This is a genomic window from Clostridium sp. UBA7339 (assembly GCF_002470865.1).
Taxonomy (GTDB): Bacteria; Bacillota; Clostridia; order Clostridiales; family Clostridiaceae; genus Clostridium_J; species Clostridium_J sulfidigenes.
In genome coordinates this window covers 187,611-214,243 of record NZ_DKPI01000006.1, presented here as the reverse complement: position 1 = coordinate 214,243, position 26,633 = coordinate 187,611, and the positions used below count along the sequence as shown (strand labels likewise).

24 protein-coding genes and 1 riboswitch are annotated in these 26,633 nt (G+C 28.5%); of the genes, 23 read left to right on the top strand and 1 reads right to left on the bottom strand.

Features of this window, described 5'->3' with window-relative positions; translation table 11 throughout:
* Nucleotides 1-18 precede the first annotated feature (18 nt).
* From B2S02_RS04410 to B2S02_RS04355, 12 genes are all read left to right on the top strand, one after another.
* Complete coding sequence (locus B2S02_RS04410; protein ID WP_346878662.1) at nt 19-1,041, top strand: nucleoside-diphosphate sugar epimerase/dehydratase; 1,023 nt, start codon at nt 19-21, stop codon at nt 1,039-1,041.
* Nucleotides 1,041-2,147 (top strand): NAD-dependent epimerase/dehydratase family protein, encoded by a 1,107-nt coding sequence (locus tag B2S02_RS04405; protein WP_346920361.1) that lies wholly within the window; start codon nt 1,041-1,043, stop codon nt 2,145-2,147. Before B2S02_RS04410 ends, B2S02_RS04405 begins: the two co-directional genes overlap by 1 nt.
* 2 nt (nt 2,148-2,149) lie before the next feature.
* Nucleotides 2,150-3,274: a non-hydrolyzing UDP-N-acetylglucosamine 2-epimerase gene (gene wecB / locus B2S02_RS04400; RefSeq protein WP_346920360.1), complete on the top strand. Its 1,125-nt coding sequence runs from the start codon at nt 2,150-2,152 to the stop codon at nt 3,272-3,274.
* 1 nt (nt 3,275) lies between these two features.
* The gene (locus B2S02_RS04395) at nt 3,276-4,478 is read left to right on the top strand and encodes a glycosyltransferase (protein ID WP_346920359.1); all 1,203 of its coding nucleotides are present in this window, start codon (nt 3,276-3,278) and stop codon (nt 4,476-4,478) included.
* Nucleotides 4,475-5,683, top strand: a complete 1,209-nt coding sequence (locus B2S02_RS04390) for a glycosyltransferase (RefSeq protein ID WP_346878666.1) — start codon at nt 4,475-4,477, stop codon at nt 5,681-5,683. The genes B2S02_RS04395 and B2S02_RS04390 overlap by 4 nt, the downstream gene beginning before the upstream one ends.
* 19 nt (nt 5,684-5,702) lie before the next feature.
* Nucleotides 5,703-7,067: a hypothetical protein gene (locus B2S02_RS04385; RefSeq protein WP_346878667.1), complete on the top strand. Its 1,365-nt coding sequence runs from the start codon at nt 5,703-5,705 to the stop codon at nt 7,065-7,067.
* Nucleotides 7,048-8,463 (top strand): hypothetical protein, encoded by a 1,416-nt coding sequence (locus B2S02_RS04380; RefSeq protein ID WP_346885454.1) that lies wholly within the window; start codon nt 7,048-7,050, stop codon nt 8,461-8,463. The genes B2S02_RS04385 and B2S02_RS04380 overlap by 20 nt, the downstream gene beginning before the upstream one ends.
* A gap of 63 nt (nt 8,464-8,526) precedes the next feature.
* The gene (locus B2S02_RS04375; protein WP_346878669.1) at nt 8,527-9,348 is read left to right on the top strand and encodes a LicD family protein; all 822 of its coding nucleotides are present in this window, start codon (nt 8,527-8,529) and stop codon (nt 9,346-9,348) included.
* Between the two features lie 262 nt (nt 9,349-9,610).
* Nucleotides 9,611-11,080 carry an MBOAT family O-acyltransferase gene (locus B2S02_RS04370; RefSeq protein ID WP_346920358.1) on the top strand — a complete coding sequence of 490 codons (1,470 nt, stop codon included), beginning with the start codon at nt 9,611-9,613 and terminating at the stop codon, nt 11,078-11,080.
* A 9-nt stretch (nt 11,081-11,089) separates the two neighbouring features.
* A complete protein-coding gene (locus B2S02_RS04365) occupies nt 11,090-12,049 on the top strand; it encodes a hypothetical protein (protein ID WP_346878671.1) in 960 nt (319 codons plus the stop codon).
* Between the two features lie 288 nt (nt 12,050-12,337).
* Entirely contained in the window at nt 12,338-13,462 is a 1,125-nt protein-coding gene (locus tag B2S02_RS04360; RefSeq protein WP_346876511.1) for a DegT/DnrJ/EryC1/StrS family aminotransferase, read from the top strand.
* A 118-nt stretch (nt 13,463-13,580) separates the two neighbouring features.
* A complete protein-coding gene (locus tag B2S02_RS04355; RefSeq protein WP_346878672.1) occupies nt 13,581-14,906 on the top strand; it encodes a nucleotide sugar dehydrogenase in 1,326 nt (441 codons plus the stop codon).
* Between the two features lie 61 nt (nt 14,907-14,967).
* Here the strand turns inward: B2S02_RS04355 and B2S02_RS04350 are convergent, their stop codons facing one another.
* On the bottom strand, nt 14,968-15,939 hold the full coding sequence (locus B2S02_RS04350) for an LCP family protein (protein WP_346920357.1): 972 nt from the start codon (nt 15,937-15,939) through the stop codon (nt 14,968-14,970).
* A gap of 429 nt (nt 15,940-16,368) precedes the next feature.
* Here B2S02_RS04350 and B2S02_RS04345 point away from each other — a divergent pair, with 429 nt between their 5' ends.
* The 11 genes from B2S02_RS04345 (at nt 16,369) to B2S02_RS04295 (ending at nt 26,616) form a co-directional block, all read left to right on the top strand.
* Nucleotides 16,369-17,043, top strand: a complete 675-nt coding sequence (locus B2S02_RS04345; protein ID WP_346920356.1) for a YveK family protein — start codon at nt 16,369-16,371, stop codon at nt 17,041-17,043.
* Between the two features lie 50 nt (nt 17,044-17,093).
* A complete protein-coding gene (locus tag B2S02_RS04340; protein WP_346920355.1) occupies nt 17,094-17,768 on the top strand; it encodes a YveK family protein in 675 nt (224 codons plus the stop codon).
* Nucleotides 17,769-17,818: 50 nt separating this feature from the next.
* Nucleotides 17,819-18,472, top strand: coding sequence for a CpsD/CapB family tyrosine-protein kinase (locus B2S02_RS04335; protein WP_346877313.1), 654 nt, complete (start codon nt 17,819-17,821; stop codon nt 18,470-18,472).
* A gap of 36 nt (nt 18,473-18,508) precedes the next feature.
* Nucleotides 18,509-19,279, top strand: a complete 771-nt coding sequence (locus tag B2S02_RS04330; RefSeq protein WP_346920354.1) for a tyrosine-protein phosphatase — start codon at nt 18,509-18,511, stop codon at nt 19,277-19,279.
* 120 nt (nt 19,280-19,399) lie between these two features.
* Nucleotides 19,400-19,483, top strand: a riboswitch (cyclic di-GMP riboswitch).
* Nucleotides 19,484-19,641: 158 nt separating this feature from the next.
* The gene (locus B2S02_RS04325) at nt 19,642-20,169 is read left to right on the top strand and encodes a hypothetical protein (RefSeq protein WP_346920353.1); all 528 of its coding nucleotides are present in this window, start codon (nt 19,642-19,644) and stop codon (nt 20,167-20,169) included.
* A gap of 44 nt (nt 20,170-20,213) precedes the next feature.
* A complete protein-coding gene (locus tag B2S02_RS04320) occupies nt 20,214-20,846 on the top strand; it encodes a sugar transferase (RefSeq protein WP_346920352.1) in 633 nt (210 codons plus the stop codon).
* A gap of 20 nt (nt 20,847-20,866) precedes the next feature.
* A complete protein-coding gene (locus B2S02_RS04315) occupies nt 20,867-21,730 on the top strand; it encodes an NAD-dependent epimerase/dehydratase family protein (RefSeq protein ID WP_346920351.1) in 864 nt (287 codons plus the stop codon).
* 20 nt (nt 21,731-21,750) lie between these two features.
* Entirely contained in the window at nt 21,751-22,521 is a 771-nt protein-coding gene (locus tag B2S02_RS04310) for a glycosyltransferase family 2 protein (RefSeq protein WP_346920350.1), read from the top strand.
* A gap of 174 nt (nt 22,522-22,695) precedes the next feature.
* Entirely contained in the window at nt 22,696-23,481 is a 786-nt protein-coding gene (locus tag B2S02_RS04305) for a glycosyltransferase family A protein (protein ID WP_346920349.1), read from the top strand.
* 319 nt (nt 23,482-23,800) lie between these two features.
* Nucleotides 23,801-25,135 (top strand): hypothetical protein, encoded by a 1,335-nt coding sequence (locus B2S02_RS04300; RefSeq protein ID WP_346920348.1) that lies wholly within the window; start codon nt 23,801-23,803, stop codon nt 25,133-25,135.
* Nucleotides 25,136-25,386: 251 nt separating this feature from the next.
* Entirely contained in the window at nt 25,387-26,616 is a 1,230-nt protein-coding gene (locus B2S02_RS04295; protein ID WP_346920347.1) for a hypothetical protein, read from the top strand.
* Nucleotides 26,617-26,633: the final 17 nt, after the last annotated feature.

Sequence of the window (26,633 nt, the reverse complement as noted above, 5' to 3'; positions counted from 1 at the left end):
ACGGGGGGCGTATTAATTATGTTTAAAGATAAAGTATTATTAATTACTGGGGGTACAGGATCCTTTGGAAATGCAGTTTTAGATAGATTTTTAAATACTGACATTGGAGAAATTCGTATCTTTTCTCGTGATGAAAAAAAACAAGATGATATGAGAAAAAAATATAATAATAGTAAAATAAAGTTTTACATAGGTGATGTAAGAGACTTGCAAAGTATTAAAGCTGCTATGTATGACGTAGATTATGTATTTCATGCAGCGGCATTAAAACAAGTTCCTAGTTGTGAATTCTTCCCGTTAGAGGCAGTAAAAACAAATGTTATAGGAACTGACAATGTACTTACAGCAGCCATAGAAGCTGGAGTAAAAAAGGTAATATGTTTATCTACAGATAAAGCAGCTTATCCTGTAAATGCTATGGGAACTTCTAAAGCAATGATGGAAAAAGTTTTTGTAGCTAAATCAAGAACAGTATCACCAAAGAAGACTTTAATCTGTGGAACTAGATATGGAAATGTTCTATGTTCAAGAGGTTCAGTTGTTCCTCTATTTATAGAGCAATTAAAGAGTGGAAAGCCACTTACAATAACAGAACCAAAGATGACAAGGTATATAATGAGTCTAGAAGAGGCTGTAGAGTTAGTTGCCTTTGCTTTTGAAAATGCAGAAAGTGGAGACATTATGGTTCAAAAGGCACCAGCTTGCACAATTGAAGTTTTAGCTCAAGCTGTAAAAGAGTTATTTGGAGTAGAATCTGAAACAAAAATAATAGGGATTCGTCATGGAGAAAAGATGTATGAAACACTTTTAACTAATGAGGAATGTGCAAATGCTATAGATATGGGAGATTTCTATAGAGTACCAGCAGATAAAAGAGATTTAAACTATGATAAGTACTTTACTGATGGAAATGAAGGAAGAACACAACTTGAAGAATATAACTCTAATAATACGGAACTTTTAAATGTAGAAGAAGTAAAAGCAAAACTTTTAACACTAGATTATATTAAAGAAGAATTGGAAGCATGGAGGAATAGATAGTGAAGGTATTAGTAACTGGCTCAAATGGTTTCATAGGTAAAAATCTAATTGAAAAGTTAAAAGAAATAGGTGGATATGAAATACTATCCATAGATAAAGAAAATTCTAAAGAAGAGTTAAAGTCAGGGGTATTAACTTCAGACTTTATTTTTCACCTTGCTGGAATAAATAGACCTGAAAAGGAAGAAGAGTTCTTTGAAGGTAATTCAGGGTTAACAGGGGAGATAATAGAATTATTACTAGAGAATAATAAAAACACTCCTATTTTAATAACTTCATCTATTCAAGCAGAGCTAGATAATGCTTATGGAAAAAGCAAAAAAATGGCTGAAGAGGAATTGTTAAAATATAAGGAAGTTGCAGGAGCAAGAGTTTTCCTATATAGATTACCAAATGTTTTTGGTAAATGGTGTAGACCTAACTATAATTCTGCTGTGGCTACTTTTTGTAATAACATAGCCAAGGGTGAAGAAGTGTGGGTATCAGATCCTAGTAAAGAAATGACTTTAGTTTATATAGATGATGTAGTAAGATGCTTTATAAACTCTATGAAATCTAATGAAGAAGTAATAGGGTATGCTTCAGTAGACGTAGAGCATAAAGTGACATTAGGAATAATAGTAGAACTTTTAAATTCCTTTAAAGATAGTAGAAAGAATTTAATGGTTCCAGATATGAAGGATGGGTTTACTAAGAAGTTATATAGTACCTATCTTAGTTATTTGCCAGAGAAGGAATTTAGTTATCTTCTAAAGATGAATGTAGATAATAGAGGTTCCTTTACTGAGTTTTTAAAGAGTCCAGATAGAGGTCAGGTATCTGTAAATATATCTAAACCAGGTATAACTAAGGGAAACCATTGGCACCATACAAAAAATGAGAAGTTTCTTGTGGTCAGTGGAACTGGACTTATTAGATTTAGAAAAATTGGTAGTGAAGAAATAATAGAATATAAAGTTAGTGGAGAAAAGCTTGAAGTAGTAGATATTCCAGTAGGATATACTCATAGTATTGTTAATACTGGTGATACTGATATGGTGACCATAATGTGGGTTAATGAAGTTTTTGATCCACAGGTTCCTGATACAATATTCTTGGAGGTATAGAGATGAAAAAATTAAAGGTAATGACTATAGTTGGAACAAGACCAGAGATTATAAGATTAGCTGAGACAATAAAAAAGTGTGATGAATACTTTGAACATATATTAGTTCATACAGGACAAAACTGGGATTATACTTTAAATGATGTGTTTTTTAAAGAGCTAGAACTTAGAGAACCAGATCACTTCCTAGGGGTAGTGGGAGAAGATTTAGGTGAAACCATGGGAAATATATTAGCTGAAAGCTATAAGATATTAGTTAAAGAAAGACCAGATGCACTATTAATACTAGGTGATACTAACAGTTGTTTGAGTGCTATTTCAGCTAAAAGGTTAAAAATCCCAGTATTCCATATGGAAGCAGGAAATAGATGCTTTGATCAAAATGTGCCTGAAGAAATAAATAGAAGAATTGTTGACTGCACAAGTGATATAAATTTAGCATATACAGAACATGCAAGAAGATATCTTTTATCAGAGGGTATGAGAAAGGAATATACTTTTGTAACAGGGTCACCATTACCAGAAGTATTTAAAAAGTATATGCCTAATATAGATGCTAGTGATGTTTTAGAAAGATTATCTTTAGAAAAAGGTAAATACATATTAGTAAGTGCTCATAGAGAAGAAAATATAGATAATGATGAAAACTTTAAAAGTTTAACAGATGCTTTAAATGCTATAGCTGAGGAATATAATATGCCAATAATCTATTCAACTCATCCTAGAAGTTGGAAGAGAATTGAGGATAAAGGTATCAAGTTCCATGAAAATATTAAACAATTAAAGCCTTTTGGATTCTATGATTATAATAAACTTCAAAAGGATGCTTTCTGCGTATTATCAGATAGTGGTTCTTTAGCAGAAGAGTCTAATATCATGGGGTTCCCAGCAGTATCTATAAGAACAAGCACTGAAAGACCAGAAGCCATTGATAAAGGTTCAATAGTTCTTGGTGGAATAACTTTTGATAGCATAACTCAAGCAATGGAAGTTATAGTTAAACAAAAATCATTAGGTGAAGAAACAGTAAAAGTTCATGATTATACAGATGTAAATGTAGGAATGAAGGTAGTAAATGCTATTCAAGGATATACATCAGTAATAAATAAATTTATATGGAGAAAATAAAATGAAAATTTTACAGATAAATTCAGTATGTGGATTTGGAAGTACTGGAAGAATAGCTACAGATCTTTATAAAGTACTAGAAGAACGAGGCCATGAGTGTTTAATAGCTTATGGTCGTGGTACTGCACCAGAAAGTATAAAATCTATTAAAATAGGTACGAATCTGGATAATTATATGCATGTAGCTAAAACAAGAATATTTGACAAGCATGGATTTGGATCTACTAAAGCTACTAAAGAATTTATAAAAAAGGTTGAAGCATATGATCCAGATGTAATCCATCTTCACAATATACATGGATATTATATTAATATAGAAATGCTATTTGAATATTTAAAAAAAGTAAATAAGCCGGTTATATGGACTCTTCATGATTGTTGGGCTTTTACAGGGCACTGTTCCTATTTTGATTATGCTCAATGTGAAAAGTGGAGAGTAGGATGTATTGATTGTCAGCAAAAGGGAACATATCCATCATCTAAATTACTTGATAATACTAAATGGAATTATAAAAAGAAAAAAGAAATATTTACTTCCTTAGAAAATGTAACTATTATTACACCATCTATATGGTTAGGTGATTTAGTAAAAGATTCTTTTTTAGGAAAATATCCAGTTAAGGTAATTAATAATGGTATAGATTTGGATGTTTTTAAACCAGTAGAAGGTAATTTTAGAGATAAGTATGATATTAAAGATAAATTTGTAATTCTAGGTGTAGCAAGTGTATGGGAAGAAAGAAAGGGCTTAAAATATTTAGTTCAACTAGCAGAAAAATTAAACTCTGGTTATAAGGTTGTTATTGTTGGTGTAACAGAAAAACAAAAAAATGAACTACCTAACTCTATTATAGGAATAACAAGAACTAGTAATGTACAAGAATTAGCTGAAATTTATTCCACTGCAGATGTATTTATAAATCCTACTTTAGAAGATAATTTTCCAACTACTAACTTAGAATCACTTGCATGTGGTACTCCAGTTATAACCTTTAATACAGGTGGAAGTGGAGAAAGCTTAAATGAGGGTTGTGGAATAATTATTGAAAAAGGAAATATAGATTTAGCAGTAAGTAAAATTATAGATTTAGGTAAAGAAAATTTATCTAGTGAGCAATGTGTTAAACAATCTAGAGTTTATGATAAACATCATGCATATAATAAATATGTAGACCTTTATGAAAAAGGTAGGGATAAAATATGAAAAAAGTGCTATATATATCTTCAGCAGTAGATCCTACTAGGATAAAAGAAATAATAAAAAGAAGAGTAAGTAAAAATTCAAATAGTTTAGAACCTATAGCAAAATATAACAATCTGTTAATTGATGGACTAAGTAAAGATAGAAATATAAAAGAAGTAACTTCATTAATTGGAGCTCCTATTTCAAAAAATGCGTTTTCATATAAGTATTTTAAAGGAAGTAAAAGAATTGAAGGTAAAAAGACTTATTTAATGTTAGGTTTTTTTAATTTTCCAGGTATAAAACATTTAACTATCATATTAAAATCTTTGATATATATAGTTTATTGGAATATTAAAAATGCTAAAGAGGATAAAGTTATTATTATTGATGGATCGTACTATTCAGAAATCATAGCCGTTCATATTGGTAATCTGTTTTTTAAAACCCCTATAGTATATAGTGTATTAGATGTATATAATTACATGGCAAAGTTGAAAAATATTGACAATGAAAGTTTTAAAATAAAATTTTGTAGAAAAGTATATGAAAAGTTAAAATATAAAGTTAGTGGGTTTATATTAATCACTAAACAAACTAATGATCTTATTAATACTATGAATAAGCCATATGTAATTATTGAGGGACTAGTACCTTACGAAGAAAATAAAGATGAATTTACCCCTGAGCATAAAAATATGTTTATTTACGCTGGAGGGTTACAAGAACAGTATGGTATAAGAACGTTAGTTGACGCATTTACTAAAATAGACTCTAAATATGAATTGTGGCTTTTTGGATTAGGAAATCAAATAGATTACATAGAAAAAGTTTCTCAAAAACATAAAAATATATTTTATAAAGGTAGCATAAGCAATGATGAACTAATGAAGATAGAAAAGCAAGCCTTTTGTTTAGTTAATCCTAGACCAACCAATGAAGAATATACTAAATATTCTTTTCCTTCAAAAACAATGGAATATATGTTAACAGGAAGACCAGTATTAACTACGCGTTTAAAAGGAATTCCTTCAGAATATGATAACTATATATACTATATTGAGGATGAGTCAGAAAATGGAATTGTAAATGCAATAAAATTTATGATTAATAATGATAAAAATATACTTTCAAAAAAAGGAGATAGTGCTCGAAAATTTGTTTTAAACGAAAAAAATAATTTAAAACAAGGTAATCGACTAAGTGACTTTTTAAACACAATATAGAGAAAAGGAGATTTTTTAGATGCAAGAAAAAACCTCAATAAAATATTTGCCGATATTCACAGTACTTGCATATTCAACATTTACAATTTTGTTGTTTGCAATATCACCTTGGGAGTGGAATATAAATAATCCAGGTAAATTTTATTCATATTTAATAATATTAAATTTAGCTTTATTTTTTGGATATTTTATTTCTGTTAGAAAACACAAGTATGTTAATATTGATTATAGTAAATACGACATTAATATAATAAAAATATTAACTATATTTTTATATATACTACTTGCCATAACATTGTGTGGATTTTTTTTGGATTTTGATGTTAGAATTGATAACCTATTTCAAACATTAATAGAGGCTATTAAGAATCCAGCTAAATTTTATTATTCATATAAGCCTAAGTCTAACATATATTTTAAATTAGTAATTTGGACCAATGTATTACTTGCACCTGCTTTTTATTGCGTAATACCATTATGTACTTACTATTTTAAACATCTAAAATATCATGCAAAGATAACATTTATAATTTTAGTATTTTTTGAATTGTCTAAGTGGATATTAAAGGGGACTAACAAAGGTATATTTGATTTGTTTTTTATTATTTTTATAGTAATTTTCTTAAAGAAGATTAAACATATTAGAGAAGTAAATATGAAGAAATTCTTTAAAAAAAATAAAATTATAATAAGTGCATCAGTATTGGCTATTATCATTTTCTTGGTATATTTTACAAATAATATTAGCAGTAGAATATCTGATAATGTGGGACATTCTTTAGGTAGCATAATGGCAGGAATGAAAGTAAAAGAAAATAGTATATTACAATCAATATTACCTACTGGTATATTTAATATGATCTTAATAGTTAGTACTTATTTATGTCAGGGATATTATGCACTTTCAATGGCACTGAATTTACCTTTTACATCTACTTATGGTATTGGTTTTTCTAATTTCTTAATGGCTAATTCCAAAGAAATGTTGAGTATAGACTTATATTCAAGAACATACTTAGTAAAACTAGAAGAGTTCGGATGGAGTTCTACAGTTAACTGGCATACTATGTATTTGTGGTTTGCAAACGATGTTTCTTTTGTTGGAGTAATAGGAGTTATGTTTATTATAGGATATGTATTTGCTAAGATATGGTTATCTTTTATTGAAACTAATAATCCCATTGCTTTATGCATATTAACGTTATTTGGAACTATGTTTTTATATATGTCAGCTAATAATCAAATATTTAATTTTCCAACTACATGTGTTGCATTTTTTGGATTAGTGTTTATTTGGTTTATAACTAAAATTTTTGAAAGAAAAAAATTAGAAATTCCAATTTTTAAATTTAGAGGTTTAAAAAATGAAAAAAATATTAAATAGTGGCTTTCTAGGAAATGTACTAAAAGTTTCATCGTCTAATTTATTGGTTTTAATATTAGGTGTGATGCTAACTTTTATTTTACCCATGAAATTATCTACAGAAGGATTTGGATATTGGCAGTTATTCGTATTATATACTAGCTACTGTGGTTTTTTTATACTTGGTTTTTCTGATGGCGTAAATTTAAGATATGGTGGATATAAATATGAAGATTTAGATTTTAAGTTATTCAGAACTGAATTTAAATATCTGATCATATATACAATACTTGTATCATTAGCTATGATATTAACTCTATTATGGTTGTTTTCAGATAGCCCTAATTTATTTGTATATATTGGATTTGCAGTAAATATAACCTTATTTAATATTCAAGGGTTTTTTATACATATTTGTCAAATAACTGGTAAGTTCAAACAGTATTCTATTGGTATATCATTAGAGAGAATACTATTAGTCACATTTATAGTTTTTACGTTAGTGTTACCTATAAATAATTATGAAATATATATATGTGCAGATTTTATTGCTCGAATTTGTGTTATATGCTACTTTTCATATAACTGTAAAGAAATAGTTTTTGGTCAAAGATATAAGCTAAATAAAGTTAGAGATGAGATTATAACTAATGTTAAAGTTGGATTCTTTTTAATGTTTTCAGCAATTATTTCTATGATGATGAGTAACTATATAAAGTTCTTTATTGAAAGAAATTTTGGAATAAAGGAATTCTCATATTTTGCTTTTGCAACCTCAATGCTTTCATTAGTTTTACAAACTATAGTATCAATTTCTACAGTTTTATATCCTATGATGAGAAGAATAGAAACTAAAAAATTAAAAGGTATCTACAAAAGCTTGAATAACATACTAAATGATATTTCTGGAATACTTTTATTAGCTTATTATGTAGCAGTATTTTTTATAATATATATAATACCAAAATATTCTTTAGTATTAGAATTCTTAATGATATTATTTCCAGTAATACTATTTAATATAAAAAATAATATGCTAATAACTCTGTTTTATAAAGTATTTAGGCTAGAAAAACAAATTTTTTATAATAATATAATTGGTTTAGGATTAATGATGATATTAACTTCAGTTGGATTTTATTTTAATAAAAGTATTGGTATAGTTGTTGTTGCTTATCTTTTATCATACTTTTTAATTACAATATATACTGAAAGAAAGTTATTTAAGATAAACAATTGGAGTAATGATAATAGAAATAACATGACTTATATTATTATAATATTTATTGCTATAAATTACTTTATACCAACACCTACCAATTTATTAATCTATTGCCCTGTAGCGCTTATTATTTTTGGGTTACATGCTAAAAGAATATTAAAGGAAGTAAAATTTTTAGGTGGATTATTAAAATAGAGAAATGACAGTTAACTATATTAACATAGAATAAACTTAAAATATTTGAATTAGGAGATTAAAATGGACAATATGTTAGAACAAGTTCATAGACTGCAATTAGATCTAGCTTTGGAAGTAAAAAGAATATGTGATAAGCATGAAATTAAGTATTTTTTAGTAGCTGGAACATTGCTAGGTGCTATTCGTCATAAAGGTTTTATACCTTGGGATGATGACTTAGACATTGGGATGTTAAGAGAAGAATATGAAAGATTTATTTTAGTTGCAAAAACTGATTTGTCGGAAAAATATTTTTTGCAAAATGTGAATACAGATGAATTTTATGGATTACCATTTACTAAAATAAGAATAAATAATACTAAGTATATTGAAAAAAATTCATGTAGAAGTAAAGGTCATCAAGGTATATTTATTGATATATTTCCATTTGATAATGTACCTACAAATGATATTTCTAAGAAATTTCATAGTACTAAAACTTATATGTTAAAAAGATTGCTTTTATGTAAATTAGGATATCAACTTTGGACAGAGGAACAAGTAGTTAAGATGTTAGTTTATAAATTTATAAAGTTTATAACATTATTTATTTCAACTAACAAGATAAAGAAATTAATAGAAAAAGAATTTAAAAAGTATAATAGTATTGATACAGAATATGTTGTGGCTTTAGGTGGCTCATATGGATATTATAAAGAAACAATAAAAAAAGAATGGTTAAGTAATTTAGCCTATGTTGAATTTGAAGGATATAATTTTTTAGTTCCGAAAGATTATGATAAATATCTCATATATTTTTATGGAGATTATATGACCCCTCCACCGGAAGACAAAAGATATAATAGACATGGAATAGTTGAAATAGATTTAGGAGAAAAATAGTATAAAGGAGTGCTAAACTAAAGTTTTTATTAATCAAAATTCAATTTTATTGGTTCGTAATATTATTAAATTTATTTAGAATCATAATATTTTATCCTTAACTAGCGATAATTGATTGTATTCTGATAGTAAGGTAATACTAAATATAAATTAATTTATATTTAGTATAAGAAACTAATAATTAATATTATCTAGATATATTATAGTAAATAGAATTAGAAGGAAAATTTCGTATTTACTATACTTTATAGGGGAGGCTAAAATGCTATTTAATTCATACGATTTCCTGATTTTTTTTCCTGTAGTGTTAGGAATTTATTTTGTAATTCCACGAAGAGTGCAGTATATATGGCTACTAATTAGTAGCTACTATTTTTACATGTCATGGAATCCTAAATATGCAATATTAATGCTAATATCTACTTTAATTACATATTTAAGTGGAATACTGATACAAAAATATAAGCAAAAAGTTAAGATGAAGAAACTTTTTGTTTTTAGTAGTTTTGCTATAAATTTAGGGATACTATTTTTATTTAAATATTTTAATTTTGTATTCGACAATATGAATATAATTTTAAATAAATTTAATATAGGAATAGCTACACCGGTATTTGACTTAATTTTACCAGTAGGTATATCTTTTTATACATTTCAAGCATTAAGCTATACCATAGACATATATAAAGGAAATATAAAGGCTGAATATAATTTTTTTAGATATGCGTTGTTTGTTTCATTTTTTCCTCAATTGGTAGCTGGACCAATTGAGAAATCTAGAGATTTATTACCTCAATTACAAGAAACTCATGAGTTTGAGTTTGAAAGAGTTAAAAGCGGATTACTACTAATGGTTTGGGGTTTCATTCAAAAATTAATAATAGCTGATAGATTAGCTATTATAGTAAATAATATATATAATAACTATACTGAATACAGTGGATTCTACTTGATTATAGCCACTATTTGCTTCTCATTACAAATATATTGTGATTTTTCATCTTATTCAGATATAGCTATGGGGTCTGCAGAAGTAATGGGATTTAAATTATCTAGAAATTTCCATAGACCATATTTTTCTAAAAGTATAAGTGAATTTTGGAGAAGATGGCATATTACTTTAGGGGCTTGGTTTAGAGAGTATTTGTATATTCCACTAGGAGGTAATCGAAAAGGAACAATTAAAAAATATAGAAATATAATGATGGTGTTTTTGGCAAGTGGATTATGGCATGGAGCAAGTTGGGGATTTGTTATTTGGGGAGGATTGCATGGGTTATACCAAGTTGTAGGAGATATTTTAAAGCCAATTAGAATTAAAATTATTAATATATTAAATATTAATAAGAGATCCTTTGGTTATAAAGCTTCACAAATTACATGGGTTTTCATTTTAACAAGTTTTGCATGGATATTTTTTAGAGCTCCATCAGCAAAAATAGCTATAGAAATTATAAGAAAAATATTCTCAATAGATTTAATTGGATTATTTAGCAATAAGATCTTTGATTTAGGATTTACAACCTATCAATTATTTTACTTATTTATAAGCTTATTATGCTTAGTTCTAGTTTCTTTATATAGAAGAAATCACAGCATTCGAGACTTTATTAAAAATCAGCATGGTATATTTAGGTATAGCATATATTCCGTGGTTATAGTCGTTTTGATTTTTTATTGGGTTAGTGGACAAGCTGCTGGAGATTCTTCATTTATATATTTTCAATTTTAAGGAGGCACAATGAAGAAGTTTTTTATTAAGATTACCATTATTATAGCTTTAGTAATTGCTATAATGAGTACAATATTTATTGGAGTAGTTGAAGTGATGGGTTCTGGATTTGCCGATACATACCAATCTGTAATAGTGAGAAAATATGATAAGTTAATTACTACTAACACCCCTAAAATAATAATTATTGGTGGTTCAAGTGCAGCATTTGGAATTAATGAAGAGATTATCAGTAAGAGTACAGGTTATGATGTAGTTAACTTAGGGTTACATGCAGGCTTTGGAAGTAATTTTCCTACGCAGTTATCAAAAGCTAACATTAATAATGGAGATATAGTTATTTTGGCTTATGAATATGGATGGATTGAAGAAGGTGCATTTGATAAACTAGGTGTGGACCTAGTTATGAGTGGAATAGATAATCATATAAGTTTATATAAGCATATTAGATTTCAAAATTATGATGATATTATAGATTATATTTTTAAGTATGCAAATAAAAAAGCCGAGAGAATAAGTACAGATGAAATACAAAAAGATGTATATTCTTCAAGCTCATTTAATGATAAAGGGCAAATGATTTATGATAGACAAAAGTCGATTATAACAGAAAAGTATGATGAAAAAAAATATGGTAATATAAATATAGATGACTTTAAAATTTATGATGATACTAAGAAATTTTTGATTAATTATCGTAAATTTGTAGAGAAAAAGGGTGCAAAGATATTCTTTACCGCAGCTCCTATAATGAAGTCTTCTAATAGGTCGGATAGTTATAAGTATAGTAATATGGTTAATACAGTGGAAAAAGAGTTAAATATTAAATATATATCAAATCCCACAGAGTATTTCTTTGATACTAAATATATGTATGATACTATATATCATTTGAATAGTGAAGGTGAGAAGATACGCAGTAACAAATTAGCTGAGGATATAAATAACGCATTAATAGATTATAAGTGATATATAAATAAAACTATTTTAGAATTAAACATTTTCTAAGGTAGTTTTATTATTTTATACTACTTATATTAATAATAAAATTTTAATTCTTACACCCCACACATCAAAATTATTAAGAATTTTATCATAATCTCAAAGAAAAAAACTGATAATATATTAATAGATGATATAATACCTAATTTGTGGTATATTTGTTTAGTATGAAATTTTATTAAACATAAGAAAAAAATATTTTACTTTTTTATAAATTGGTGTACAATTGTATGTGTAAAAATAGGAGGAAGAAGAATGAAGATCAATTTTTATGAATCACAAAGAGAATATAAAGAAAAAAAACATGAGTTTGATGGAGCTATAAAAAATATAATAGATAGTGGAGCTTTTATATTAGGAAATGAAGTTAAAATCTTTGAGGAAGAAATAAAAGATTTTACTGGAGCTAAACATGCCATAGGAGTGGCATCAGGAACGGATGCTTTAGTTATAGCATCAGATATCCTTGGTTTTAGTGATAATAAGGAAATAGTAACCACACCTTTTACTTTTTTAGCTTCGACATCTTGTCTTGCAAAGCATGGTGGTAAACCTGTATTTGTTGATATAGATGAAGAGTCCTGTGGTATGGATGTAGCTCAATTAGAGGCTGCTATTAATGATAATACTGTAGGAGTACTTCCAATACATTTATTCAATCAAATGTGTGATATGGATAAGATAATGGAAATTGCTAAGAAACATGATTTAAAGGTGCTAGAAGATGCTGCTGAAGCCTTTGGAATGAGATGGCAGATGCAAGGTGAAGAAAGATATAGACACGCAGGAACCATTGGAGATATGGGTGTGTTTTCATTTTTCCCTACTAAAACATTAGGTGGATATGGTGACGGTGGAATGATAGTTACTAATAGTGATGAACTAGCAGATATGTGCCGTATGTTTAGAGTTCATGGAGCATCAAAGAAATATCACTATGACTATGTAGGCTATAACTCAAGATTAGATGCTATGCAAGCAGCTGTTTTAAGGGTTAAACTTAAATATATAAACAATGCCATAGAAAATAGAGGAAGAGTTGCTAAGCTCTACACTGAAGGATTAAAAAATGTAGAAGGTGTAAAAGTTCAAGGCATTAAGGCTGCAAACCAAAAGAATGTTTATTATGTATTTAATATCTTTGCTGAAAACAGAGATGGTCTTGCGGAATTCTTGAAATCTAAAGGTGTGGCAACTAGTATATACTATCCAAAGCCATTACACCTACAAAAGTGTTTTGAATACCTAGGATACAAAGAAGGTCAGTTCCCAGTAACTGAAAAGATGTGTAAGCAAATTCTTGCATTACCTATATATCCAGAGCTTACTAATGAAGAAGTTGAATATATATGTGAATGTATAAAAGAATTTTATAATTAATAAAGGCTTTGTTTATCCAACAACAACCAGGTTGTTGGATAAACCTAATTAATTGTTAAAAAAGTATCAATATTTATTAAAATAGTAATTGCTAATTTGAACAGTAGGAGACGATATAATGAAAGATTTAAAAATATCCTTAGTAGGACTTGGCTATGTAGGAATGCCTTTAGCAGTAGCTTTTGCTAAAAAGGTTCCTGTAGTTGGATTTGATGTAAACAAGGAAAAGATAAATAAGTACTTAAGCGGAGTAGATGTGACTAATGAAGTTGGCGATGAGGCTATTAAAGCATCTACTGTAGATTTTACAAGTGATGAAACAAAACTAAGAGGATGTAACTTCCATATAGTTGCAGTACCAACTCCAACTAATGAAGATAAAACTCCAGATCTAAGACCAGTTATAGGTGCTAGTGAAATTTTAGGAAGAAACTTAACTAAAGGTTCTATAGTAGTATATGAATCTACAGTATATCCAGGGGTAACAGAGGAAATCTGTGTACCAATACTAGAAAGAGAATCTGGACTTATCTGTGGACAAGATTTTAAAATAGGATATTCTCCAGAGAGAATAAACCCAGGTGATAAGGTTCATAGATTAGAAAACATAATGAAGATAGTATCTGGTATGGATGAAGAAACTCTAGATACAGTTGCTAAAGCTTATGAACTAGTTATAGAAGCTGGAGTATATAGAGCTGAAAGCATAAAGGTTGCAGAAGCAGCTAAATTAATAGAAAACTGTCAAAGAGATGTTAACATAGCCTTCGTTAATGAACTTGCTATGATCTTTGATAGAATGGGTATAGATACTAAAGCTGTAATAGATGCTGCAGGTAGTAAGTGGAACTTTATAAAGCTAAACCCAGGTTTAGTAGGAGGACACTGTATAGGAGTAGATCCATATTACCTAATCCACAGAGCTAAAGAGGTTGGTGTTGAATCAAAGGTTATAGCTGCTGGAAGAAACATAAATGATGGAATGGCTAAGTATATCGCAGAGAACACAGTGAAAAGTTTAATAAAAGCTAATAAGAGAGTTAAAAATGCAAAGGTAGCAGTTCTTGGACTTACCTTTAAGGAAGATTGTCCAGATACAAGAAATACAAAGGTAGTGGATATTATAGATGAACTTAAAGATTATGGAGTTAATGTATTAGCCACAGATCCTGTAGCATGTAAAGAAGAAATTAAACATGAGTATGGAATAGATATGGTTTCTATGGAAGATATTAAAGAGGTAGATGCTATTATACTTGCTGTATCTCATCATAATTACAGAGAAATGACCATTAAAGACTTTGCTCCACTATATAGAAGCGAAGCTTTAGATGAAGTAGCAGCAGCTAAGGATGAAGTAGAAAAAGATGTGTTCATAGATGTAAAAGGCATCATTGATAGACATAGTGTAGATACAGATTCTGTGGTTTACTGGAGATTGTAATATAAAAAATAAACAACATAAATAAAACACCGAATATCTTAGATATTCGGTGTTTTTACTATTATTTTTTATCGGCAAATATATAATCTCTCATTTGTTTTTTAACAGTTTCAATATCAAACTTTAGGTAGTATATTCCAGTGCTCATATCACCAGCTCCATCTCCATCTCTTGGGAATCTTTCTTGCTCTAAATTCCCATTTCCTAAACCGGCTACCTTAGTTGCTAGAGATATAAAATCACCAGAACTTAGGTTAGTTTGAACTAAAGGAAGGATGTTATTTAGAATACTAGGATAAGATGTAGGAGATGCAGCAAGAGCTTTATTAAACACTGCAGACATTACATTTCTATGTCTGTGGGTTCTTTCATAATCTCCACCACTAGCATATCTTATTCTAGAATAGGCCAAGGCTTGATTACCTGTTAATAAGGTAGGGCCTGTAGAACTTACTCCAGGAATATGAGATACTTCCTCTTCAGTAATATCTATTGTAATTCCACCAAGGACATCAATAATTTCTGGCAATGAAGAAAAGTTTACTGATACAAAATCCTCTACATTAAGGCCAAAGTTTTCATTTAAGGTTCTTAAAGCTAAGGTTGGCCCTCCAAAGGCATAGGCATGATTTATTTTATCCATACCACGGTCTGGGATATTAACATAAGAATCCCTCATAATAGATGTTACTTTAACCTTATTATGAGCGGAATCAATGGTAGCTATCATTATGGAGTCAGAACGACCAGCTTGTCCCTCTTCTGCATCAATACCATATAAAGCTATATTTTTTATGGATTCATGGTTGTCGTATTCTTTAAAGGCATCCTTTGAAGCAATACCTAACTTAGATTTGTCAATCTCTACTTTATCCATCTTATTATATAATGAATAAAAATATCCTCCTCCAATAGCTATTATAAATATCAACACTCCTAGAATTCCCATTGAAATTTTAAATCCCAGTGAGCGTTTTTTCTTTTTTCTTCTTTTATTTTTCTTTTTTTCAGGATCAATTCTGTTTTGTGACATAGTTACACTCCTCTCTGTACCTAATTCTATCATCATATGTTAAAGGTGTAAATATAAAGAAAAGCATAATGGTCAATTATTCCATGAAGTTTATTATAAATTTTTATGAACATGATACGATGATATAATTATGAACTAATAATAAAAATAATAGTATATATAGGCGCAAAATCAAGGATATTGTAGAATACATTAGGTTATTATTCATAATTATACATAATATTACTAGTAACATTGGTTTTTTACTAGTAATGTTACTGGAAATATGATATTATACAAATGTGACAGTTATGTATGCAATTGAAATATAAAGAAATATGTACTATTATACGGATGTTACAACTAGATATTCAAATTATATTTTTACATAGTAAAAATATACATAAAATGTTGTAATATGTATAAATTGATTTTGTAAGGAGAATTAATTTGGAAGAGAATATTATTAGTTTAAATGACATCTTCGAAATTTTAAAAAGAAAGTGGAAAATTATATTGGTATTTGCTTTGACCTCTACTTTAGTAGCATCAATAGCATTATTTTTACTAATAACTCCACAATATGAATCAACCACTAAGGTATTTATAGGTAAAGAAGAAAGTCAGCAGGAAGGATATAATATTTTAGATATACAAATGTATCAAAAATTATTAAAGACCTATGCTGAAATTATTAAAACTGAAGATTTGGTAAAAAAAGCTATAGATAAAACAGGATTCGAAATAAAGCCTAAAGAGGCAGTTGAAAATTTAACAGTGGTATCCCTAGCTGATACACAAATTATTGAAATAAAGTATAAGACCAGCTCACCAGAAGAAGCTGTAAAGTTAGTATCTGCTATAAAAGATGAATTTGTTAAATTATCAACAGAATTAGTTCCTAATGGAAATGTACAAGTCCTAGAAGAACCTAGATTTCCATTAAGAGCAGTAAGTCCTAACAAGAGTATAGGGCTTATAATAGCTATAGTATTGGGAGTGTTTATTGGAATAGGCGTTGTCTTCCTTATAGAGTTTATGGATAACACCTATAAAAATAAAGATAGGCTAGAAGAAGAATTAAACATACCAGTTTTAGGAATAATACCAAAGATAGACCTATAAAATCTTAAGTAGGATGATTAACACAAGATGGAAACGGAGGAATAATAATTTTGGAAGAACAAGTAATTAGCCTTGGAGAAATTCTAGAAGTGTTAAAGAAAAGGTGGAAGTTGATACTAATAGTAACTTTATTAGCGACTTTAGTATCAGGTTTGGTAAGCTTTTTCTTAATAAGTCCTAAGTATGAAGCAAGTACTAAGTTATTTATAGGTAAAGAAGCAGGAGCAGAGGCAGGTTATGATCAAAATGAAATAGCCATGTATCAAAAGTTAATGAAGACTTATTCTGAAGCCATAAAAACTAGAGATTTAGTTAGTAGAGCTATAAAGGTTGCAAACAGTAATCTAACAGAAGATGAAGTTCTTAAGAAGCTTACAGTGGTAACTGTAGCTGATACACAAATCCTTCAAATTAAAATTGATGATAAAAATCCTAATATGGCAGCAACTATGGTACAAGCTATAACTAATGAGTTTGTAACTACATCTAAGGTTTTGGTGCCAAATGGTAATATAAAAGTTATAGAATCAGTAAAAGTTCCAGAAATACCAGTGAGCCCTAATAAAAAAATGAATATAGCTATAGCCTTTTTATTAGGATTAATGGTAAGCGTGGGAATAAGCTTTTTACTAGAGTTTTTAGATAATACATATAAAAATAGGGAACAATTAGAAAAGGAATTAGATATTCCTGTAATAGGAACTATACCTCACACTGAGCAGTAGAAAGTTACAGCAGATAATCTTAATAGATTTTTACTTAAGGAGAGAAATTAATGTTTATAGTAGAAAAAGACCCCAGGTCTATAGCTTCAGAAAGTTATAGGACTCTAAGAACAAATTTGCAATATTCATCCTTTGATGAGGAATATAAAGTAATAGTAGTAACTAGTGCAGAACCAGGAGAAGGAAAGAGTACTACAGCAGGAAACTTAGCATTATCCATAGCTGAAGGAGATAAAAAGGTGGTACTTATAGATTGTGACTTAAGAAAACCATCACTACATAAAAAATTTGAAATATCTAATACTGCAGGACTTTCTGATGTAATAGTTGGGAAGGAGAGTATTTCTGTAGTAGGACATAGATATAATAATAATCTTACCGTATTGACCTCAGGTAAGATTCCACCTAATCCATCTGAGATGTTAGGTTCAAAATCCATGAAGGCTCTCATAGATGCCTTAAAAAAGGTTTTTGATTATGTAATATTAGATACGCCACCAGTACAAGCCGTTACTGATGCGCAAATACTATCTACTAGAGCCGATGGAACATTACTTGTCATTAGAGCAGAAAAAACAAAAAAAGATTCTGTTGTAAATTCTATTAATCTTTTAAAAAAGGTTAATGCAAATATCATCGGTACCATATTAAATGGAGTAGACACTAAAAGAAACAGCTATTATTACTATTATGGTGATAAATAATATATAAAATTTCACTTAAAGGTTGGAGGAGTGCTTATGATAGATTTTCATAGCCATATACTTCATGGAGTGGATGATGGATCTAAAGATGAAGATATGACTGTAGACATGCTTAAATTAGCAAAAAAGTCAGGAACCACAGGAATTGTTGCCACTCCCCATTTTTTTAGGGGTAGGTTTCAAGTATCTTATGAAGAAATTAAAAAAGAAGTAGCTAAATTGAAAATTTTAGCTAAAGAAAAAGACATAGATATAGAAATATATTGTGGGCAAGAAGTTTACTATAACAGTAGAATTCTAGAAAGTTTTCAATGTGGTGATATAAGTACCATAGAAAACAGTAGATATATGTTAATAGAATTTCCTTTAAGAGAGTTTTCTGTGGATGAAGTTATAAATGATATCTATGAACTTCAATTAAAGGGAGTTGTACCTATCATTGCTCATCCAGAGCGATATAAAACATTTATAGAAGCCCCAGAATTGATAAATAAGTTTATTGAAGAGGGGTTTTTATTTCAACTAAACACAGGGAGCATAACAGGAGATTTTGGTGGTGGAGTTAAAAAGACTGCAAAATTATTTGTAAAACATAAAATATATAGCACTATAGGTTCCGATGGTCATAGATCCCAAGTTAGAAGCACAGATATGACAACGGGGATAAAAGCTATAGAAAAAATAAACCCTGGATATGTAAGGGAGATGGAGAACATTTCTCAGGAAATCTTAATGAACAATAAGGTTGAATTTCGAGGAGAAAGAATTAGAAAACAAGGTGGGATTTTAAAAATATTTAGAAGATGAGTTGAACGATGTTCAATGTGCATGAATTTGAACTGGGTGTATCGGTTATATAAAAGTCGGGAAATTGGGGGAACTTTTTAGAATCGATAGGGGTTAAATAAAATTCGACATAAATAACTTAAATTTAAAGGGAATTATGAACTGTAGTCTGTACTTGGGCGCTTGGACTACAGGGAGTTAGTAGCGCAACCCACCTTTATCTTATTAATTCGGGGTAACTATAAGTTTGAAGGGGAAATTTATGGTATATGAGTTAGTAAAAGATAGCGGTGGGTTATTTTTATCTGGTTTTATAAATTAAGAATTGGTGGGCAGTCTTAATTAGTGGTTAATATAAAGTTAAAGTTTTAGGGGGTTATTATATGACAAATCATAACTCAAATAAGAATTTAATAATTCTAGGTGCTGGTGGCCATGGTCATGTTGTTAAGGAAGTTGCAGAAGCTATGGGGATATTTAATAAAATAGACTTTTTAGATGATAATTCTAATGAAGCCATAGGGTTATGCTCTGAAAATTCGAAATTTATAGAAGAATATACCTATGCAATACCAGCCTTTGGAAGCAATAAACTACGTATGGAGTGGATTGAAGAACTTGAAAAGAATAAATTTCAAATTCCAACCTTAATTCATCCTACGGCATATATTAGTCCATCAGCTACAGTATCTTTAGGTACAGTAGTAGAAGCTAAAGCAGTTGTAAATACAAACTCAAAGATTGAAAAGGGTTCTATTATAAGTATTGGAACAATTATTGATCATGATGCCACCATTGGTTATGGATGTCATGTAGACTGTGGAGCAGTGGTAAAGTCTAACTGCATCATTGCTGCCTTATCTAAAATTAATAGTGGTCAGGTTATAGAATATAATAATTTAAAGGGATGAAGTAATAGATCATAATATTACTTTAACTTAAGGGAGGAATTGATATGTATTTAAAAGTAAAAAGATTATTTGACTTTATACTTGCACTTATAGGATTAATTTTACTATCACCATTATTTTTGATAATTATTATAGCTATAAAACTTGACTCTAAAGGTCCTGTTTTCTTTAAACAAAAGAGAGTAGGGTTTAATAAAATTCACTTTAATATTCTGAAATTTCGCACCATGAGAATAGATACACCTAAGGATATGCCAACCCATCTCCTTAAAAATCCAGAGCAATATATAACTAAGGTAGGTAAATTCTTAAGAAAGACTAGTTTAGATGAATTGCCACAAATTTTGAATATAATAGCTGGCTCCATGGCGATAGTTGGACCTAGACCTGCTCTATGGAATCAATATGATTTAATAGCAGAAAGGGACAAGTATGGAGCTAATAACATACGTCCTGGTCTCACTGGATGGGCACAGATCAATGGAAGAGATACAGTATCCATTGAAGACAAGGCAAGATATGACGGAAATTATGTTGAAAATTTGGGAGTAAAAATGGATGCAAAATGCTTCTTTGGTACTATTGTTTCTGTACTGAAAAGAGAGGGCGTTGTAGAAGGTGGAGTTAAGGAAGCGGTAGAGGGAAAAGAAGTGGAGAGGGATTCGGTATCGATTTGATATGGGAAGGTGATTAGCAGATGAAGAAAATACTTATAACAGGTGCTAATAGTTATATAGGTACAAGTTTTGAAAAGTGGCTAAATCAATGGTCAGAAGATTATTTAGTTGATACTGTGGATATGGTAGATGGAACTTGGAGAGAGAAGAGTTTTTCAGAATATGATGTAGTGTTTCATGTGGCGGGGATTGCTCATGTCTCTACAGATCCTAGTATGGAAGAATTATATTATAAAGTAAATCGTGATTTAACTATAGAAACTGCAAAGAAGGCAGAAGCAGAAGGCGTTAAGCAGTTTATTTTTATGAGTAGTATAATAGTTTATGGTGATAGTAGTCATATTAATCATAAAAGAGTTATAGATAGAAATACAGTGCCTGAGCCAAGTAACTTCTATGGTAGGAGCAAGTTACAAGCCGAAGAAGGAATTCTATCACTCCAAAACGATAAATTCAATGTGGTAGTAATTAGACCACCTATGATATTTGGAAAAGATTCAAAAGGAAATTATCCTAAGCTTGCTAAAATGGCTAAAAAGCTACCGATATTTCCTAATGTTAAAAATGAAAGAAGTATGCTTCATATAGATAACCTTTGTGAATTCATTAGACTTATGATTTTGAATGAAGAAAGAGGAATATTTTATCCTCAAAATTGTGAGTATGTTGGTACAAGTGAATTAGTGAAGCTTGTGGCTGAGGTGCATGGGAAGAGGATAAAACTTACTATGGTATTCAATCCAATATTGAAGCTAATGGGCAATTTTGTGGGTACAGTTAATAAGGCATTTGGGAATTTGGTTTATGAGAAAAGTATGAGTGAATATAAAGAAAATTATAGAATTTGGGATTTGAGAGAGTCAGTTATTAAAACTGAAAAGTAATTAGAAGGGAGGGATTAGTGATGAATGAAAAAAAGGGTTATACTGAACACTTAGTATCAGTCATTACTCCTGCATATAACTGTGAGAAGTATATAAAAGAATGTATGGATAGTGTTATTAACCAGACTTATCAAAATTGGGAAATGATAATTGTCAACGATAAATCAACTGATAATACGAAAGAAATTGTTGAAGAATATATTAAAAGAGATTCAAGAATCATGATTTATAATCAAGAAGTTAATACTGGTGCTGCGGTTGCAAGGAATAAAGCTATTGAAATATCAAGAGGAAGATTTATTGCATTCCTTGATTCTGATGATGCATGGAAGTCTAATAAGTTAGAGAGACAAATTAATTTTATGATAGATAATAATTATGCTTTTACTTTTACTTCATATGAAATTATGAGTGATAAGCCAGAAGGACAGAAAAAGATTTTTCATGCACCTAAAAAGATTAATTATAATCAATATTTAAAGAATACAATAATTGGTTGCTTGACAGTTATTATGGATAAAGAAGTATTAGGTGAGGTAAAAGTTGAAATTGGCCATTTGGAAGACGTGTTAACATGGATGAAGTATTTGAAAAAAGGGAATATAGCATATGGACTTGATGAAAATCTAGCAGAATATAGAGTAGCTGAAAATTCTGTGTCGAGTAACAAATTTAAAAATGCTAAACGGTATTATGCATGTTTAAGAGAAAGACAAAATCTCCCTTTGTTAAAAAGTTTGTATTGTCAGATAGGATACATGTTTAATGCAACAAAGAAGAGGTTGTTTTAATAAACATATGATAATAATCGAATTAATGTATAAGATGCTAAGGATTATATATTAATTTTAGCTTAAATATTATAGCTATGAAAATACGTTTAAGATATAAGAGAATTTTAATTATGGTAATAAAATAGAAGTTGTTATGCTACTAGATTTTAAGAAATATTAAGGGAGATTATAATGAATTTAAATGTATTAGTTTCAACTATGAATCAAAATGACCATAGTTTGATTAAAAAAATGAATATACAATCTGATGCTATATTTATCAATCAATGCGATAAAAATAAGCTTGAGGAATTTAATTATAAAGGGTACAACATAAAAATGTTATCCTTTGCTGAGCGTGGTGTTGGATTAAGTAGGAACAGTGCTCTCATGCGAGCAACTGGAGATATATGTTTATTTGCAGATGATGATGTTAAGTATGATGATAATTATAAAGATATTATAATAGAAGCTTTTAGAAAAAATCCAAGTGCAGATGTTATTATTTTTAATGTTCCAAGTACTAATCCAGAGCGAGAAGAATACATAATTCCTAAAGAGAAGCGAGTAAGATTTTATAATTGCTTAAGATATGGAACTTTTAGAGTTGCAATAAGAACAGAAAGCATAAGAAAAGCTAATATATACTTTTCTCTTCTATTTGGTGGAGGAGCAAAGTATGGTAGTGGAGAAGATAGTTTATTTTTAATGGATTGTATAAAAAAGGGACTTAAAATATATGCATCACCTAAAAAAATTGGGACTGTAACACATAATGAATCTACTTGGTTTAATGGATACACAGATAAATTTTTTATAGATAAAGGAGCTCTTTTTACATTTTTGTCCAAAAGATGGTCAAAACTTTTATGTCTACAATTTATTATAAGGCATCGAAAAATGTTTAGACATCAAAAAGATTCTAAAGAAGCGTTTAAATTAATGATTAAAGGTATAAAAGAAGTTAGAAAATTATAACTTAAGATGTTAAGTTATTCTATAGCTATTAGATATACATTATAATAAAGACTTTTATTAGCAAAAATAAATCAACTAATTCTATCTTTATAATTTTAAAATAAATAAGATTAATCTACTTTGATGTTCAATATGTAATGTATTATGATAAATGATATGCATTTATTTATATTATGTAAATTTTAAAATTATTCATATTGTATATGTTAAATTTTGCATGGTAAACAACGTTTTTCAAAAGTTAGATATTTTATTATATGAAAATGTAGAAATGTTAGATAAGTTGTAATAATTTAAAATGTAAGATGAGGTTGATTATATGATACTATTTATTATATTAAATTTTGTCACACTAACTTTACTTAGCTTAGTGTTCTCAAGTATAAGTATACTTGTTATAGGTTCAATTGGACTTTTGATTTTGTTGTGTTTTTCTAGAAATGAAAATCAAAAACTTTTTAATAGACTATCATTAATATTTTTAATTTCTGTATTTTTGATGATAGTTTTATATTATGGGTATATATCAAAGTATGGTGCCCCGTATTATATTGGAGGTTCAGATGATTTAAGTTTTGAAAATTATGGTAGATACGTTATTGATCAAGAATATTATATGCCTAAGCAGTTATTACAAGAATCACAATTTAGATTTTATAGTGCAAATGGATTTGTATGGATTATGTCTTGGATTATACGATTTTCTAATATCTTAGGTGGATATCATACAATTGCTTATCGTGTACTTAATATATACTTTAACATGATTCTTGGAATGCTTGTTTTTAAATATTTTAGTAATCATTATGATTTTAGTGAAAAACAGAATTTAATTGTATTATACGCTATTACATTGTTTCCTAATTCTTTATATATAAGTATTCATATTTTTCGAGATACTTTAAATATACTAATTTTATTTGGTATTTTTTATTTGTGGGATATATATACAAGTAAGCAGAGAAAAAAATATGAACGTTTATTAGTAATATTAATCACTTTGATTTTAACATATATTTCATATTGGCTAAGATCCCAAAATCTTATATTTATTTTTATAATAATTATTTTAAATATATTTTTAAAAGATCAGAAGTTGACAAGTAGGAATTCTATATATTTCTTGATTGCTATAATTTTGGGTGTAGCTTCTTATAGTTACTTAGGTGTTGGAAAGCAACTGGAATATTTTACAGGATATTATACGGAATATATTTTAAATTTAAGTGACGGTCTTTCAAAAATAATATTTTCTGTAAATTTATTTCCTTTCGGAATTTTACTGAGAATTGCTTATGGATTAGTTTCACCACTTCCTATACATATTTTACATGTTTTTAAAATGTTTGAGGATATAGATGTTTTTTTTCAAGTAATTATATCCATTGGAGTAATAGCTCAAATATACTTATTACCATACTTATTTAGAAATATAAAATGTATTGATAAAGTCACGTTAATATTTTGGATTTTTTTCATTGCAATGGTAATAACTACATTTACTTTTAGACATTTTATATCAATATATCCATTTATGGTGATTTTAATATTTAGAGAATTTTTTAAAGCTTCAAAGAAAAGAAAAATAGTATCGAGAATTTTTATGACGTGGATCCTTATTTTGGGTGCAAGTATCTATTTATTAATTAAATAAATAGATATGATGTAAGAATTAATGTTAGGAAACTAAAACTCATTAATATTTACGTTATAAGTTGTTAAAGAATTACTCACTAATGTGGTTTTATATATTAATAAATTTAAATTCAGAAATTTTTTATATTTATTTTAAATTGGTTGTATGTAGAATATTAAAAGAAAATTATGCTTTGGTTTAATTTTCAAATTTATTATTACAAATCAGATTATAAAAGTATTAAATTATTTTTTACTAGAGGTGTTTGAATGAAAGTATTATTTGTATCTATGGTTGCTTTTGAAAATAATACATCGGCAACTATTCAAAATAAAGGTATTGTAAAAGGTTTATCAGCAATAGGTCATGATATAGATATTATGACGTTAAGACCAAATCAAAACACTATTAGCTATGATGATACTATAAACGATATTAATAAAGTTGTTAGACATTCTTATTATATAGATATCGATATTATGTATACTATGCTAATGGCTAAAAAGCAAAATACTAAAGAAGGATCATATACAAAACCAAAGAAAGGATTAATAAAATCTGGATTGATAATATGCCGAAGTTTAATAAAAAAGGTATATATTAATACATCTATATTTGATGCACAAAAAGTTAATGTTAAGGGAGTATCTAAGCTAAAAATAGATTATAACGAATATGATGTTATTATGTCTGCTTCCGATCCTAAATCCTCTCATTTAATAGTTGAAAGAATATATAAGGAAAATAAGAATTGTAAAGCTAAATGGATTCAGTATTGGGGAGATCCAATGTTGAATGATATTACAAGAAGTAATGATTGGAGAAACAGACTAGTAAAATATCATGAAAATAAATTGATAGCCAAGGCAGATAGGGTAATATATGCTTCACCACTAACATTAAAAAAGCAAAAAGAAACTTTCATGAAACTATATTTTAAAATGGATTATGCTAGTCAAGCATATGCAGAGGTTGACAATGAAGAGTATAGTAGGGCAGAAATTAGGCCGAATAATAATATTTCAATAGGGTATTTTGGTGCATATTATTCCACAATTAGAAACATTGTTCCATTATACAATACTGCAAGAACATGTGAAGTTAAATTAAATATTTGTGGACCTTCAGATATAAAATTACAGAGTACAGATAATATATCAGTTCAAGAAATGGTTGCGTATAAAAAAGCTCTTCAAATGGAGCAAGAATCAGATATTTTAGTGTGCATATGCAATAGTAGAGGAACTCAAATTCCGGGGAAAATATATTATTGCACTTCATATAATAAGCCTATTATTGTTATTTTAGATGGTGAATATAAACAAGAATTAAGAGTTTATTTAGAATCATTTAAGAGATTTATTTTATGTGAAAATTATGAAGAGGATATAAAAAAAGCGATACAAGCTGCGAAAAAACAATTAGGAACAAATGATTACCATATATCAGAACAACTTACTCCAGAATATATGGGGAGAAAGATTTTAGGTGAATTTTAGGCTTTGGAGGAATGATT